12 protein-coding genes are annotated in these 16,132 nt (G+C 64.9%); 10 read left to right on the top strand and 2 right to left on the bottom strand.

Going from position 1 to position 16,132, the window contains the following annotated elements; translation table 11 throughout:
• The first annotated feature begins 31 nt into the window (after nucleotides 1–31).
• From pbpC to AC0L21_RS11720, 5 genes are all read left to right on the top strand, one after another.
• Complete coding sequence (gene pbpC, locus AC0L21_RS11740) at nucleotides 32–2,182, top strand: penicillin-binding protein 1C (protein WP_473261434.1); 2,151 nt, start codon at nucleotides 32–34, stop codon at nucleotides 2,180–2,182.
• Between the two features lie 50 nt (nucleotides 2,183–2,232).
• Nucleotides 2,233–3,975, top strand: coding sequence for an ArnT family glycosyltransferase (locus tag AC0L21_RS11735; protein WP_473261432.1), 1,743 nt, complete (start codon nucleotides 2,233–2,235; stop codon nucleotides 3,973–3,975).
• A gap of 1 nt (nucleotide 3,976) precedes the next feature.
• Nucleotides 3,977–4,822: a phosphatase PAP2 family protein gene (locus AC0L21_RS11730; protein WP_473261430.1), complete on the top strand. Its 846-nt coding sequence runs from the start codon at nucleotides 3,977–3,979 to the stop codon at nucleotides 4,820–4,822.
• Between the two features lie 63 nt (nucleotides 4,823–4,885).
• Complete coding sequence (locus AC0L21_RS11725) at nucleotides 4,886–5,632, top strand: glycosyltransferase family 2 protein (protein ID WP_473261427.1); 747 nt, start codon at nucleotides 4,886–4,888, stop codon at nucleotides 5,630–5,632.
• Complete coding sequence (locus tag AC0L21_RS11720; protein ID WP_473261425.1) at nucleotides 5,629–5,967, top strand: lipid-A-disaccharide synthase N-terminal domain-containing protein; 339 nt, start codon at nucleotides 5,629–5,631, stop codon at nucleotides 5,965–5,967. Before AC0L21_RS11725 ends, AC0L21_RS11720 begins: the two co-directional genes overlap by 4 nt.
• 10 nt (nucleotides 5,968–5,977) lie before the next feature.
• Here AC0L21_RS11720 and AC0L21_RS11715 read toward each other — a convergent pair whose 3' ends face one another.
• Nucleotides 5,978–7,669, bottom strand: a complete 1,692-nt coding sequence (locus AC0L21_RS11715) for a Na/Pi cotransporter family protein (protein ID WP_473261423.1) — start codon at nucleotides 7,667–7,669, stop codon at nucleotides 5,978–5,980.
• 155 nt (nucleotides 7,670–7,824) lie between these two features.
• The gene (metC, locus tag AC0L21_RS11710) at nucleotides 7,825–9,009 is read right to left on the bottom strand and encodes a cystathionine beta-lyase (RefSeq protein ID WP_473261421.1); all 1,185 of its coding nucleotides are present in this window, start codon (nucleotides 9,007–9,009) and stop codon (nucleotides 7,825–7,827) included.
• Nucleotides 9,010–9,403: 394 nt separating this feature from the next.
• On the opposite strand from metC, the gene AC0L21_RS11705 reads away from it, so the two are divergent.
• The 5 genes from AC0L21_RS11705 to AC0L21_RS11685 form a co-directional block, all read left to right on the top strand.
• The gene (locus AC0L21_RS11705) at nucleotides 9,404–10,420 is read left to right on the top strand and encodes an amino acid ABC transporter substrate-binding protein (protein WP_027517914.1); all 1,017 of its coding nucleotides are present in this window, start codon (nucleotides 9,404–9,406) and stop codon (nucleotides 10,418–10,420) included.
• Between the two features lie 25 nt (nucleotides 10,421–10,445).
• A complete protein-coding gene (locus AC0L21_RS11700; protein ID WP_473261419.1) occupies nucleotides 10,446–11,651 on the top strand; it encodes an amino acid ABC transporter permease in 1,206 nt (401 codons plus the stop codon).
• Nucleotides 11,648–13,168, top strand: a complete 1,521-nt coding sequence (locus tag AC0L21_RS11695) for an amino acid ABC transporter permease (RefSeq protein ID WP_473261417.1) — start codon at nucleotides 11,648–11,650, stop codon at nucleotides 13,166–13,168. The genes AC0L21_RS11700 and AC0L21_RS11695 overlap by 4 nt, the downstream gene beginning before the upstream one ends.
• A gap of 11 nt (nucleotides 13,169–13,179) precedes the next feature.
• Nucleotides 13,180–13,917 carry an amino acid ABC transporter ATP-binding protein gene (locus tag AC0L21_RS11690; RefSeq protein WP_473261415.1) on the top strand — a complete coding sequence of 246 codons (738 nt, stop codon included), beginning with the start codon at nucleotides 13,180–13,182 and terminating at the stop codon, nucleotides 13,915–13,917.
• A 100-nt stretch (nucleotides 13,918–14,017) separates the two neighbouring features.
• Nucleotides 14,018–16,132: tetratricopeptide repeat protein (locus tag AC0L21_RS11685; RefSeq protein WP_473261412.1), on the top strand; the 2,115-nt coding region annotated here is incomplete at its 3' end.

The raw sequence follows: 16,132 nt of genomic DNA, 5'->3' as shown, positions 1-16,132 counted from the left end.
GGGCAAAAGCGCGAAGCGCGTCTTCGCGCAGATGTCCCGGGCATCCACGGACTGTGGTGCCGCCGGCAAGAACGTGGATGGCCGGGACAAGCCCGGCCATGACGGAGCGCGGAGCTGGGGCCGTCGCGTCCTGCCGATAGCCGCCTTCGCGCTCATTCTCACCATCGTCGGCTTCGTCGCCTGGGTTTACTCCCTCGGCCCGCTGCCTTTCGACGAAGCCCGCCAGGTCTCCACCACCATCGTCGATCGCAACGGCAAGCTTCTGCGCGCCTATGCGATGGCGGATGGTCGCTGGCGGCTGCCGGTCGAGACAAAAACGAACGTCGATCCGACCTATCTCAAGCTGCTGCTCGCCTATGAGGACCAGCGCTTTTACGCACATGACGGCATCGACCCGCTGGCACTGGGGCGCGCTGCGTTTCAGCTTGGGACCCGCGGCCACATCGTGTCGGGCGGCTCGACCATCTCGATGCAGCTCGCGCGGCTGATGGAGCCGCGGCGGCAGCGTTCGCTTTATGCAAAGCTGCGGCAGATGGTGCGTGCGATCGAGATCGAGCGCAGCTTGAGCAAGGAGCAGATCCTCGACCTCTATCTCGCGCTCGCGCCCTACGGCGGCAACCTCGAGGGCATTCGCGCCGCCTCGATCGCCTATCTCGGCAAAGAGCCGAAGCGGCTGTCGCTGGCCGAAGCGGCATTGCTGGTCGCGCTGCCGCAATCGCCGGAGACCCGCAGGCTCGATCGCCATCCCGATGCGGCGCGCAAAGCGCGTGACCGCGTGCTCGACCGCATGGTCGAGGAACAACAAATTAGCCCCGACGACGCCAAGCAGGCCAAGGCCGTTCCCGTGCCAAAGCTGCGCAAACCGATGCCGATCCTGGCGCCGCACGCCTCCGATGCGGCGCTTGCGACGGTCAAGGACGCGCCTGTCATCAAGCTGACGCTCGATGCCAACCTCCAGAAGGTACTGGAGCCGCTGGCGCGCGATCGTGCCATTGCGTTGGGGCGGAACATCTCGGTCGGCATCATCGTCGTCGACAATGAGAGCGGCGACGTGCTCGCGCGCGTCGGCTCGGCGGATTATTTCGACGAGCGCCGGGCAGGGCAGGTGGACATGACCCGCGCCATTCGGTCGCCGGGCTCGACGCTGAAGCCGTTCATCTATGGGCTCGCCTTCGAGGACGGCTTCGTTCACCCCGACAGTCTGATCGACGATCGGCCCGTGCGCTTCGGCTCCTACGCGCCGGAAAATTTCGACATGACGTTCCAGGGCACGGTGGCGGTGAAGAAGGCGCTGCAGCTGTCGCTGAACGTGCCCGCGATCGTGCTGCTGGACCGCGTCGGCGCGAGCCGGCTGGCCTCGCGGCTGCGCCAGGCCGGTGGCAATCTGGTGCTGCCCAAGGACGAGGCGCCGGGACTTGCGATGGGCCTTGGCGGCGTCGGCGTGACGCTGCAGGACCTCGCCCAGCTCTATGCGGGCTTCGCCCGGCTCGGCACCACCAGGCCGTTGCGCGAGATCATGAGCGAGAGGGACGACCGCGAGCCGCTGCGGCTGCTCGATCAGGTCGCGGCGTGGCAGGTCGGCAATGTGCTGCTCGGCACCCCGCCGCCGGAGAACGCGGCTCACAACCGCATCGCCTTCAAGACCGGCACCTCCTACGGCTACCGCGACGCCTGGTCGATGGGATTTGACGGGCGCATGACCATCGGCGTCTGGGTCGGCCGGCCCGACGGCGCGCCGGTTCCGGGCCTGATCGGTCGGGTTGCCGCCGCGCCGATCCTGTTCGACGCCTTCGGCCGCACCGGCAAGACGCTCCTCCCGTTGCCGAAGCCGCCGAAAGGAACTCTCGTTGCCAGCAACGCCAAGCTGCCGTTACCCTTGAGGCGGTTCCGCCCGGTCGGGGACCTAGTGCGAACCGGGGGCGAGCAGGCTCTGCACATCCAGTTTCCGCTGAACGGCTCGCGGATCGACGTCGATCGCTCGGGTGGCGAGGGCGGCGCAGCCATGCCGGTCAAGGTCGCCGGCGGCGTCCTGCCCATGACCGTCATGGTTAACGGAACGGCGCAGGGCGAGATTGACGGACGGCGCCAGCGGCTGATCGATCCGCCCGGTCCGGGCTTTGCGCGGCTGACCGTCATCGATGCCACGGGCGCCGCGGACACAGTTGTCATTCGAATTCAGTGACCCTGCCTCAAGCGGTTGTGGCGATGGCGGTTTCAGCGTAAGCGGAACCGATGGCCGAGACCTACCCAACACCCCGTTTTGGAGCTCCCCGCGAGCCGAAATCTCCGGTGAATCCGGGCAGCCGGCTCGTGTCCATGTTCGACATTGCCACGGCCACCCACGTCCGCGCGGTGAGCTTCCTGCTATTGTGCGCGCTGCTGCTATTCCTGCCGGGCTTCTTTACGATTCCGCCGGTTGACCGCGACGAGGCGCGCTTTGCGCAGGCCACCAAGCAGATGGTCGAGAGCGGCGATTATATCGACATCCGCTTCCAGGAGGACGTCCGCTACAAGAAGCCGGTCGGCATCTACTGGCTGCAATCGGCCGCGGTCGAGACAGCATCGGCGCTCGGCCTGCCACGGGCCGAGTTGCGGATCTGGGTCTACCGGCTGCCGTCGCTGATCGGCGCCATCGGTGCCGTGCTCATGACCTATTGGACGGCGCTTGGCTTCGTTACGCGGCGCGCCGCGGTGCTTGCAGCACTTCTGATGTGTGCGTCCGTGCTGCTCGGGGTCGAGGCGCGGCTTGCCAAGACCGACGCGATGCTGCTGTTCTGCGTGACCGCTGCGATGGGCGCGATGGCGCGGGCGTATCTGTCCTGGCAGCGCGCCGAGGACGAGACGCATCCGCCCTGGAGCTGGCCCGCGATCTTCTGGACGGCTCTCGCTGTCGGCATCCTGATCAAGGGCCCGCTGATCCTGATGTTCGCAGGCCTGACGATCGTCGCGCTCGCGATCCAGGACCGCGATGCCTCCTGGCTATGGAAGCTGCGCCCGCTCTGGGGCCTGATGTGGATGCTGGTGCTGGTGCTGCCCTGGTTCGTCGCGATCTTCTGGCGCGCGGGCGATGCCTTCTTCGCCGATTCCGTCGGCGGCGACATGTTGAGCAAGTTGGGCGCGCAGGAATCCCACGGCGCGCCGCCCGGACTGTATCTGGCGCTGTTCTGGATCACATTCTGGCCCGGCGCGCCGCTCGCGGCGATGGCGGCGCCCGCAGTGTGGCGCGCGCGGCGCGAGCCCGGCGCGCAATTCCTGCTGGCCTGGCTGGTCCCGTCCTGGATCGTGTTCGAGGCGGTGCTGACCAAGCTGCCGCATTACGTGCTGCCGCTGTATCCTGCGATCGCGATCCTCACCGCGGGTGCGCTCGAGCGGCGCGTGCTGTCGTGGTCCTGGCTGATGCGCGGCTCGGCCTGGTGGTTCGCGATCCCCGTTGGCGGCTCGATCATCGCGGTCGTCGGCGCGGTGATGCTGACCCGGCAGCCTGCTTTCGTGGCCTGGCCGTTCATCGCGGCCTCGCTGATCTTCGGCCTGTTCGCCTGGTGGCTTCATGACAACAATCACGCCGAGCGCTCGCTGCTCAACGCGCTGGTCGCAGCCCTGATGCTCGCGGTGACGGTCTACGGGATCGTGCTGCCGTCGCTGACGCCGCTGTTTCCGAGCATCGAGATCGCACGCGCGCTTCGGAACGTCACCTGCGTCGGCCCGAAGGCGGCCGCGGCCGGCTATCACGAGCCGAGCCTCGTCTTCCTCACGGGTACGCAGACGCTGCTCACCGACGGTTCGGGCGCTGCGGATTTCCTGCGGCAAGGAAGCTGCCGGTTCGCGCTGATCGAGCAGCGTTCGGAGCGCGGTTTCGTGCAGCGCGCTGAGGCGATCGGGCTGCGCTACAAGGTTGGTACCCGCATCGAAGGCTATAATTTCTCGCAAGGGCGTGCGATCTCGATCTCGATCTTCCGCTCGGAAGGCACCGAGTAGAATGTCGGCGCCCACCGACATCGCGCCGCGCGCGAGCTATCCCGCGCAATTGCTTGCCATGTCCGGGCGCGCCCTGGCGCAGCTCGTGCGTACGCCCTCGCATTCGCGCCGCGCCGAGGCCGCGCGAAAGCTGGCGCGGCATTCGCTGTGGCTCAGTGCGGCAGGTGCAGCCCTGGTCATCGCGCTGATGGTCGTGTTCGACCTGACCGAGATCCAGCTGATGCCGCCGCGTGGCACGCCGGGCCTGTGGCCGATCCGCATTCTCACCGATTTCGGCAAGGACGAGTATGTGCTCTCGGCGCTCGGGGGTGTGCTGGTGGTGCTGGTGCTGGTTGCGGCGGGATTGCACGGCACAAGCCGCGCATTGCTGCTCGGCCTCGGCACGCGACTGCAGTTCATGTTTCTGTCTGTTGCCGTGCCGATATCCGTCGCCGAGATCCTGAAATATCTCATCGGCCGCGGACGTCCGTTCGTCGGCGGCAAGGCCAATCCCTTCAACTTCATCCCGTTCGAGGGGACCGGGGCCTATGCCAGCCTGCCGTCGGGGCATGCGGTGACGGCGTTCGCGCTGGCGTTTGCAGTCTCGGCGCTGTGGCCGCGCCTGCGCGTGTTCATGTTCACTTACGCGATCGTGATCCTGCTGACGCGACTGGTGCTGCTTGCGCACCACCCGAGTGACGTGGTGGCCGGCGCCCTAGTCGGCATGGTCGGCGCGATGGCGGTTCGCTACTGGTTCGCGGCCCGCAGGCTCGGCTTTGCCATCCGTGCCGACGGCACCATTGTGCCTCTTGCGGGGGCAGTCTCAGGCCGCCTCAAAAGGGTTGCCCACGGGGCATCCGCCCCATAAAAGCGGCTGCCTGCCGGGACCGCCGGTTCCCGAGCCAAGCCAATTCCAACCACGAGCTTCGATTTGTCGTCCCAGCCTTCGGTTTTCCAGCCCTCGGTTTCCATCGTCGTTCCCGTGCGCAACGAAGCCGACAACATCGTGCCGCTGATCGAGGAGATCGGCGCGGCGCTCGACGGCCGCTGGGCCTATGAGATCATCTACGTCAATGATGGTTCGACGGACGCGACCGGCGAACGGCTCGGCGCGGTCATGAAGCAGCGGGACAATCTGCGCCAGCTGCGCCATGCCAAATCGGGCGGCCAATCCGCGGCTGTGCGCAGCGGCGTGCGTGCGGCACGCGGCGCGATCGTGGCGACGCTCGACGGCGACGGCCAGAACAATCCGGCCTTCCTGCCCGACCTGATCGCGGCTGTCGAGAACGGAAGCAAGGTCGGACTTGCCGCCGGACAACGCGTCGGCCGCAAGGATACCGGCTTCAAGAAGTTCCAGTCGCGTGTCGCCAACGGCGTCCGCAACGCGATCCTGAAGGATGGGACGCGCGATACCGGCTGCGGCCTAAAGGCGTTCCGGCGCGATGTGTTCCTGATGATGCCCTATTTCGACGGGCTGCATCGTTTCCTGCCGGCGCTGGTGCGCCGCGAGGGCTACGAGATCGCCTATGTCGACGTGATCGACCGCCCGCGACATTCCGGCGTGTCTAACTACGGTTTCTTCGACCGGCTGTGGATCGGCATCATGGATCTCGTGGGCGTCTGGTGGCTGATCCGCCGCAAGAAGCCGACGCCGGAAGTGACTGAGGTGAAGGCATGATCATCCAATACGGTCAGGCGCTGAGCAACTATTTCTACGACGTCTTCGTCGCCAAGTTCGACTTCTGGCTGGCGTTCGGCCTCGTCGCGCAGCTGTTCTTCACAGCGCGCTTCCTGGTGCAGTGGATCGCGAGCGAGCGCGCCGGCAACAGCGTGGTGCCGATGGCGTTCTGGTTCTGCTCCATGGGTGGCGGACTGATGACGCTGGTCTACGGCGTCGTCAAGCGCGAGCCTGTCATCATCCTCGGCCAGGCGCTCGCGACCATCATCTATATCCGCAATATCATGCTGATCGTGAAGAACCGCGGCCGCGCGTCAAAGGCGCTGGAGCGCTGATCCAAGGCGACTAGCGCGGCAATGCTGACGCCGCGCCTGTTGCAGGCAGGGCGGCGGTCCCCGCCTCGTGCCTGCGATGGGGCTCGCCGGCCGCGTCGAGCACGGGATAGGCGACTGAGCAGATATGCGAGTGGATGCGGCGCAGGTCGCGCAGCACGTCGAGATGCAGCGACGTGGTTTCGATGGTCTCGGGACGGCCCTCGCGGAGGCGGTCGAGGTGGCGCTCGACGGCGGCAAGCTCCGTGTTGCGCAGCGCAGTCTTCTCCACCAGCAGCTTGCGCGCTTCGTTGGCGTCGCCCGACATGAAGACGCCGAAGGCGATGCGCAGCGAATCCATCGTGCGCTTGTGGAAGGCGGCGAGCTCCTCGGCGCCCTCGGGCGAGAACTGGAAGCGGCGCTTGATCTTCTTGGTCGCAAGCTCGCTCAGGCTCTTGTCGATGATGTCGCCGATATGTTCCAGATTGATGGCGAAGGAGATGATCTCCATCGCGCGCCGGCCCTCGCTCTCGTCGAGGCTGCCGCGCATGAGTTTGGTCACGTAGAGCTTGATGGCTTCGTCGAGGCCGTCGACGATGTTGTCCATCTTCGAGACCTGGTCGACCAGCGCGCGGTCACCGCTCATCATTGCGGCCATCACCTTGCGCAGCATGATCTCGACGAGATCGCCCATGCGCAGGGTTTCGCGGCCCGCATCGGCCAGCGCCAGCGACGGCGATTCCAGCGCGGTCTCGTCGAGATAGCGCGGCCGGGCCGGATCGGCCTCCTGAACACGATCGGGCAGGAGCCGCGTCAGCAGGCGCGACATGGTATCGAGCAGGCCGATGAAGATGATGGCCGTTCCGACGTTGAAGGCGATATGAAACGCCGCCGTCATCCTGGCAAGATCCGGCTGCCAGGCGTGCATGTGCTCGGCGATCGGGCCCAGGAAGGGCAGGACGAGCGCGATCCCGATCACGCGATTGACGAGATTGCCCACCGGCAGACGATAGCTGGCGGGATCGTCACGCTTGGCGCCTTCGAATACGGGATTGATGGCGCTGCCGAGATTGGCGCCGAGCACCAGCGCGAGCGCCGCGTAAGGCGAGATGAACTGCGAATAGGCGAGTGACATGATCAGCAGCACGCTGGCGACGCTCGAATGCACCGCCCAGGTGACGAGCGCTGCGATCACGATGCACAGAACGGGATCGCCCGTGATGGAGGACATCATGACGCGGACGCCCGGTGCGTTCTCGGCTGGCGCCAGCGTGTCGAGCAGGATGTGCAGCGACAGCAGCATCAGTCCGAGACCGATCAAGACACGGCCGACATCCTTGATCCGCGAGCGTGGACCGACACGGAAGGCGACCAGTCCGAGCACGAACAGGACCGGCGCGACGGCGGCGATGTTGAACGACAGCACCTGCACGATCAACGTCGTGCCGACATTGGCGCCGAGCATGATGGCGAGCGCGGTGACCAGGCTGAGCAGGCCCTCGGCTGCGAACGAACTGGTGAGCAGCGCGGTGGCGGTGCTGCTCTGGAGCAGCGCCGTCAGCCCGAGACCGGCGGCAAACGCGTTGAAGCGGTTACCGAGAGCCTTGCCGAGCAGCCGTCGCAGGTCCGGGCCAAAGGCGCGCAGAATCCCGCTGTGGACCATGTGCAGGCCCCACAGCAACAGCGCCACGCCGCCCATCAGATCGAGCAGTACCAACGTTCCCATGCTCCGTGTCCGGATTGGAGTCGATTGGTGAGGCTAGCGCCAAACGACAGGGGATCAAACCGATTGTTGGCGCGTCGACCTTAACGTTTGCGGCAGCTGCGCGTTCCCGCGGCGCGCGTTGGCGCGTCCGCAGGCGCGATGCCTTGTGAGCAGGCTCACATTGCTGCCTTGAGGGCAGCAAAGCCGCGATCGAGGTCGGCCTTGAGGTCGTCGACACTTTCGAGCCCGATATGCAGACGCAGCGTCGGGCCGCCCGGGGCCCACTTGGTCGCGGTACGGTAGCCATCGCAGTCGAAGGGAATCACCAGGCTCTCGAAGCCGCCCCAGGAGAAGCCCATGCCGAACAGTTTGAGCGTATCGAGCATGGTGTCGACCGCCTTCTGCGGCGCCGGCTTCAAGACGATGCTGAACAGGCCGGACGCGCCCGTGAAGTCGCGCTTCCAGATCGCATGGCCCGGATCGGTCTCGAGCGCCGGATGCAGCACGCGCGCGACCTCGGGACGGCTCGCAAGCCAGCGCGCCATGTCGAGCCCGGAGCGATGATGCTGCGCCAGCCGCACCGACAGCGTACGCAGGCCGCGCAGTGCCAGGAAGACGTCATCGGGACCGGCGCAGACGCCGAGCAGGCGGATGCCTTCGGCGATCTGCGGCCAGGCCCTGGCATTGGCCGAGATGGTGCCGAACATGATGTCGGAATGGCCGCCGATATATTTGGTGGCGGCCTGCATGCTGATGTCGACGCCCTGTTCGAGCGAGCGGTGATAGAGCGGCGTCGCCCAGGTGTTGTCGTCGATGACGAGCGCGCCGCGCGCATGCGCGACCTCGGCGATGGCGCGGATGTCCGGCATCTCGAACGACTGCGAGCCGGGCGCCTCGACCAGCACGGCGCTTGTGTTGGGCTTGAACAGCTTGTGGATGCCGGCCCCGATCATCGGATCGAAGTAGGTGGTCTCGACGCCGTAGCGGGTGAGCATGCCGTTGCAGAAATTGCGCGAGGGCCGATAGACGTTGTCGCAGACCAGGATGTGGTCGCCGGCCTTCAGCACAGAGAGCAGGGTGGTCGAGATCGCCGACAGACCCGACGGCACGATGCCGACGCCGGCGCATTGCGGCCCCTCCAGCGCCATCAGGGTCTCCTGGAACGCCCGGGTCGTCGGCGTGCCGTGCCGGCCGTACTGGAACTCGCCGCGATGGGCGTGCAGGTCCTCGGCGGTCGGATAAAGCACGGTCGAGCCGTGGAAGACCGGCGGGTTGACGAACCCCTTCTGCGCCTTGCTGTCGCGGCCGGAGGTGACCAGCCGGGTTTCGGCGTGCTGCTCGGAGGGGTGTGAGGAATCCATGCGTCTGCTTTCAAAACCGCGTTTCCACCAGGCGCGCTGCGCCCGCGGGCTGGCCGAAAGGCCGCTGTCGTTAATAACAGAACACAGAAGAGTCCCGTCAACCCCTTGACCCGGCACGCCAGTCGTTCTGTTATCGCAGTGCTATTCAGTCGCCGCATGTTGAGGGGCCTGCCGCGACCTTCGATCCATCGCTTGACCGGACCATGCGCTACAGCCGTAACGGCGGGCGCCTTTCGGCGGGGATTAAGGTAGGGCCTCCCGGGATCGGCGGGTGATCGGCAAGGTTTTCCAGCATGACTCTTGCAAGGCTGGTCTTGATACGGCTAGCCCTGGCAGAGACGATCGCAAAGACAACGTTCCTGACCTTGAGACGACTTTGAAAGGCCCAAAGCCCATGAAACGCGTAACCCTGGCTCTCACTCTCGCACTCGCCGCCGGCCTGACTGCCCAAGCCGCCGATGCGCAAACGCTCAAGACCGTCAAGGACCGGGGCATGCTGTCCTGCGGTGTCAGTCAGGGCCTGCCCGGGTTCTCCTCGCCGGACGACAAGGGCAACTGGACCGGGCTTGACGTCGACGTCTGCCGCGCGATCGCCGGGGCGATCTTCAACGATCCGACCAAGGTCAAATACGTGCCACTCTCCGCCAAGGACCGCTTCACGGCGCTGCAATCCGGTGAAGTCGACGTGCTGTCGCGTAACACCACCTGGACCATCTCGCGCGACACCTCGCTCGGCGCCAACTTCACCGGCGTGACCTATTATGACGGGCAGGGCTTCATGGTGAAGAAGTCGCTCAAGGTGAACTCGGCGCTCGAGCTCAACAGCGCCTCGGTCTGCGTCCAGACCGGCACCACCACCGAGCAGAATCTCGCCGACTACTTCAAGGCCAACAACATGAAGTACGAGGTGATCGCGTTCGGCACCAACGACGAAACGGTCAAGGCCTACGAGGCCGGGCGCTGCGACGTCTTCACCACCGACCAGTCGGGGCTGTACGCCAACCGCCTGAAGCTTGCCAATCCCGGCGATCACATGGTGCTGCCGGAAATCATCTCGAAGGAGCCGCTCGGACCAATGGTGCGCCACGGCGACGACCAATGGTTCGACATCGTGAAATGGACGCTGTTTGCCATGATCACCGCCGAAGAGCTCGGCGTGACCGCGAAGAACGTCGACGAGAAGACGAAACAGGAAAATCCGGAGCTGAAGCGCGTCCTCGGCACCGACGGCAATTTCGGTGAACAGCTCGGCCTGAGCAAGGATTGGGTGGTGCGCATCGTGAAGGCCGTCGGCAATTACGGCGAAGTGTTCGACCGCAACGTCGGCGCAGGCTCGCCGCTTGGTATCAATCGGGGTCTCAATAATCTCTGGAACAAGGGCGGTCTCCAATACGCCCCGCCGATCCGCTGATCCCGCCTGACCCGCGCTCGCGGCGATGAGCATCGAGGCTCGCAAACCCCCGCCCCAGATCGCGCTGAAGATCAGGCGCGTGCTGGGGGGCAAGACAGGCTGGAACGGCATCGCCGTCCAGTTTGTCTTCGCCGCGGTCCTGGGCTGGATTGCCTATGAAATCGTCTCCAACGCCCGCGCCAACCTTGAGAACCAGCACATTGCGGCGGGCTTCGGCTTCCTGGCGAACAACGCCGGTTTCGACGTCAATCAGACGCTGATTTCGTATACCGGCTCGGACACGTTCCTGCGCGTGTTCCTGGTCGGGCTCCTCAATACGCTCGTGGTCTCGGTGGTGGGCATCGTCTTTGCTACCGTGATCGGCTTCATCGTTGCGCTGTGCCGCCTGTCGCCCAACTGGCTGCTCGCGCGCATTGGCGAAATCTATGTCGAGATCATCCGCAACTTGCCGGTGCTGTTCCAGATCCTGTTCTGGTACCTGGCGGTGCTTGCTGCCTTGCCCAATCCACGACAGAGCATTTCGCTGCTCGGCATCGCCTTCGTCAGCAATCGCGGTCTCGTCATTCCCCGCCCGATCGGCGAGAGCGGCTTCGAGGCGTTTCTTGCGGTGCTGGCGCTCGGCATCGTGGCTTCGGTGGCGCTGCGCATCCATGCGCGCCGGGCGCTGTTCCAGCGGGGTCAGGTGATCCGGATCTGGCCCTATGTGCTGGGCCTGCTGTTCGGACTGCCGCTTGTCACCATGCTGGTAGCGGGTCTGCCCTTCAGCTTCGAGCTGCCGCAGCTCAAGGGCTTCAATTTCGCCGGCGGCTCCCGGATCATCCCTGAGTTCGTGGCGCTCACGTTGGCCTTGTCGACCTATACGGCTGCCTTCATCGCCGAGATCGTGCGCGCGGGCATCCTCTCCGTCCACAGCGGACAGATGGAGGCGGGATCGTCGCTGGGCCTGAGCCGCGGCACCACGCTGCGCCTGGTGGTCGTGCCGCAGGCGATGCGCGTCATCGTTCCGCCGCTGACCAACCAATATCTCAACCTCACCAAGAATTCGTCGCTGGCCGTCGCGATCGGCTATCCCGACCTCGTCTCCGTGTTCGCCGGCACGTCGCTGAGCCAGACCGGGCAGGCCATCGAGATCATCGCCATGACGATGGGCGTCTATCTCCTGATCTCGCTGATCACCAGCGCCGTCATGAGCGTCTACGGTTGGCGCGTCAGCCGGAGTCTCGGCGCATGAGCGATATCACCACGTCCAGCTTCGTCCGCCAGGAACTTCTTGATGAGCGTCCCGCGCCGGTGAAGACCACGGGCTTCGTCGGCCTGGTGCGGACCCGCCTGTTCAACTCGCCGACCAACATCCTGCTCACGATCGTCGGCGCCTTGCTGCTCTGGTTCACCGTCGTTCCTTCCGTCAAATTCCTGATGGTCGATGCAGTCTGGACCGGCAAGGATCGCACGGCCTGCCTCGCCGAGAACGCCGGCTTTGCGGTCGGCGCCTGCTGGCCCTACATCCAGGCCAAGCTGCCGCAATTGATCTACGGCTTCTACCCCGAAGCCGAGCGCTGGCGGGTGAACCTCACGCTGGTCCTGTCAGTGGTCCTGTTGGTGCCGCTGCTCATTCCGCGACTGCCGTCGAAAGGATTGAACGCAGGCCTGTTCTTCTTCGCGTTTCCAGTGGTCGCATTCTTTCTGCTGCATGGCGGCGGCATCAAGGGATTTGGCCTGAGCTGGACTGCTGACTTGCTGCAATTGTTCGACGACAGCATCATCGGCGCCGGGCAGGCTCTGCTCAGTCTCGGCAAGACGTCCTCTGCCGCGCCGCTGTTGTGGGTCGTCGGCAATGTCATCGTGCTCGTGGGAACCGCGATCTACTGGCTGATCTTTCCGCTGACCTGGCTGCGTGACCAGCTCCAGGGGACGGGCCAGTCGGTCTGGGCCGATTTCGCCATTACGGCCGCGGTCGTCTCCCTGATTGCCTTCGTTCTCGGCGGCGGCCTCCGCACCGGGGGGCGGGCCCTGACATCCAGCATCGTCACCTTCGCCGCCATCGCAATCGTGATCAAGCTGATGGGGCTCGATCACGGCGGACTGCCGATCGTGCAGACGAACCTGTGGGGCGGACTTCTGGTGACGCTGGTGGTCTCCGTCACGGGCATCGTCACCTCGCTGCCCATCGGCATTGCGCTGGCGCTTGGCCGCCGCTCGACCATTCCGCTGATCCGGATCTTCTCGATCGCCTTCATCGAGTTCTGGCGCGGCGTGCCGCTGATCACCGTCCTGTTCTTCGCCACCTACATGCTGCCGCTGTTTCTCCCGGGCAATTTCACGGTCGATGGTCTCGTGCGTGCGCTGATTGGAATTTCGCTGTTCACGGGCGCCTATCAGGCCGAGAACGTCCGCGGCGGGCTGGCTGCGATCCCGCGCGGGCAGGGCGAGGCAGCCGCGGCATTGGGGCTGTCCTGGTGGAAGACGACCTCACTGATCGTGCTGCCGCAGGGGCTACGCCACGTCATTCCGAACCTCGTCAACAGCTTCATCTCGCTGTTCAAGGACACTTCGCTGGTCTCGATCGTGGCGCTGTTCGATCTGCTGGGCTCGCTGCGGGCGTCGTTCTCGGATCCGAAATGGTCGTCGCCGTCGACCGCGTTCACCGGGTTCGCCTTCGCCGGGATCATCTACTTCATCTTCTGCTTTGGAATGTCACGCTACTCGCTCTTCGTCGAGCACCGCCTCAACGCTCACCGCCGCAACTGATCGAGGTCACCATGTCCGACCCCATCGTCAAGATTTCCGGCCTGAACAAATGGTACGGCGAGTTTCACGTGCTGCGCGACATCGACCTTGCGGTCGAGAAGGGCGAGCGGATCGTGATCTGCGGCCCCTCCGGCTCGGGCAAGTCGACGCTGATCCGCTGTATCAACGCGCTCGAGGAGTTTCAGGAAGGCGAGATCGTCGTTGACGGCATCGAACTCGGGCCGAACCTGAAGCATGTCGATGCGGTGCGGCGCGAAGTCGGCATGGTGTTCCAGAGCTTCAACCTGTTTCCGCACCTGTCCGTGCTGGACAATTGCACGCTGGCGCCGATCTGGGTGCGCAACATCCCCAAGAAGGACGCCGAAGCGGCGGCGATGAAGTTTCTGGAGCGGGTCAAGATTCCGCACCAGGCCAACAAGTTTCCAGGACAGATGTCCGGCGGTCAGCAGCAGCGCGTCGCGATTGCCCGCGCACTGACGATGAACCCGAAGGTGATGTTGTTCGACGAGCCGACCTCGGCGCTCGACCCCGAAATGGTCAAGGAGGTGCTGGACACCATGGTCGACCTTGCCGAGGAGGGCATGACCATGCTGGTGGTCACCCACGAGATGGGCTTTGCCCGCGAGGTCGCCAACCGCGTGGTGTTCATGGACGCGGGCCAGATTATCGAAGCCAACACGCCTAACCAGTTCTTCGCGGCCCCGCAGCACGCCCGCACAAAACTGTTCTTGAGCCAGATCCTGCGCTGAGCACCTGCAATCCGGTGGCGTCGCTGGTCTAACCGACCCGCCAGCTTGGCACCATGCGAATCGGCCAGCCTCTTTTCGAGCCATACCCCGGAGAGAGACTTTGCAGAGCAGCGCCGGCGCGCGCGCATTCCAGAACGCGCGATTGCACAAGAAATTGAAGAAGCAGGCGGACGCGCTCATGTCCGACGCGGTTCAGGCACTCGGGCAGGGCAGATACGCGGAGGTCGAGACACTCTGCCGCCGGATTTTGACGAAGGTTCCGGATCATTTCGACGCAGCGCACCTGCTCGGCTTGCGCGCGTATGATGGTGGGCGACTCCAGGAGGCGCAACAATTGCTGGAGCGCGCGACCGCGCTCGATCCGCGGTCGCCCGATGCCCATGGTAATCTCGGGGCAGTGTATTTCAATCTCCAGAAATTTCAGGACGCCCGCGCATGCCAGGAGAGGGCCATTGCGCTGAAGCCGAATTCTCCGATCGCCTTGACCAACCTCGGCAATACGCTGCTGCACATGGGCCTCGCCGAGCAGGCTATCGAGCTGCACGATCGCGCTATCAGGCTGAAGCCGGATTATGCCGATGCATTTTGCAATCGCGGCATGGCGGAGCTGATCGAACGCCAGTTCCAACGCGCCAAGGAGAGTTTCGATCGCGCCGTCGTGTTTCAGCCGCGTCACGCGGAAGCGATCGCAGGCAGGGGCATGGTATGCATCGAACTCCGGCACTATGAAGAGGCGGCCGCAGCGATCGCGGCAGGGCTCGCGATCAAGCCGGCTTCGCCGACAATTCTGGCGCAGCGCGGACGGCTCAATCTCGATCTGTTGCGGCTGGAGCAGGCGCTCGCGGACTTCGATGCGGCGCTGGCGCTTTCGCCAAGGCTCGAAGTGGCCTTGCAGGGGAAGGCGCAAGTCAACATTCTCAAGGGCAACACGGCCGAGGCGATTGCGGCGGTCAAAACCTTGCTCGAGGAAAATCCGCGGTCCGACATTGGAATTGCGCTTCTGGCTTCCTGCTACGCGAGCCAGGGAGACATTGCGACGGCGCTCGAACATCTCGATGCGGGGCTGGCAATTGCGCCTGATTATGCGGACTTGATCGGGCGCAAGATATTCTTCCTGGACTATCTCCCGGAGGCCGATTTCGCGGTTCAGCAGGCTGCGCGAAAACAATGGTGGGATGCGATCGGCGCCAAATTGCCGCGAAGGGCGTTGGCGCCCCGCGCACTCGATCCGGACAAGCGGCTTCTAATCGGATATGTCGCTTCCGAATTCAGGAACCACTCGGCAGCGTTCGCTGTGTTACCAGTGCTGCGCCATCATGATCACGCCAGGTTCGAGACCGTCTGCTATTCGTGTTCGCCGTTACAAGATGAGATAACAGACGAATTCAAGTCCATGGCGGACGTCTGGGTCGACGCCTGGCAGATGTCGGATGACGAGTTGGCCGATCGTATCCAGGCCGACGGGATCGACATCCTGATCGACGTGTCAGGGCATTCGACCGGCAACAGACTCCACGTCTTCGCCCGCAAGCCGGCCCCGATCCAGGTCACGGGTTTCGGACACGCCACGGGCACGGGCCTTCAGACCATGGACTATGTGCTCGCGGATCCCGTCTTCATTCCGCAATCGGCGCGCCATCTGCTGGCTGAAACGGTCTACGACCTGCCGTGCCTGATCACGATCGATCCCATTTTGGATGTACCTGCATCGGAGCCGCCCATGCTCCGCAACGGTTATGTCACCTTCGGCGTGTTCAACCGGATCTACAAGATCTCGGACGAGGCCATCCGCGTGTGGTCGAAAGTGATGCGGGAGGTGACGGGTTCGAAGATCGTCATCAAGCATTCTCTGCTTGACGATCCCATGCTGCGCGACAATTTGGTCGCGCGGTTCATGGCGCAGGGCGTTGCCGAGGTGAATATCACCTGCCTTGGCTCGACGCCGCGCCACGAGCACCTGCGGGCGTTTGCGAACGTCGACATCTCGCTCGATACGTTCCCGCAAAACGGCGGCGTCAGCACCTGGGAATCGCTCTATGCGGGCGTTCCGGTCGTAGCCAAGCTCGGCAACGGTGCCTCCTCGCGGGCTGGCGCCTCTATCGTGACTGCCGTGGGGGGGGGGGGGGGGGGGGGGGGGGGGGCCGGGGGCGGGGGGGGGGGGCCGCGGGGCGGGGGGGGGGGGGGGCCGGCGGCGCGGGGGGGGGGGGGGGGGGGG

This window comes from Bradyrhizobium sp. WSM4873 (genome assembly GCF_055811355.1).
This window is presented reverse-complemented; position numbering and strand designations above follow the sequence as displayed.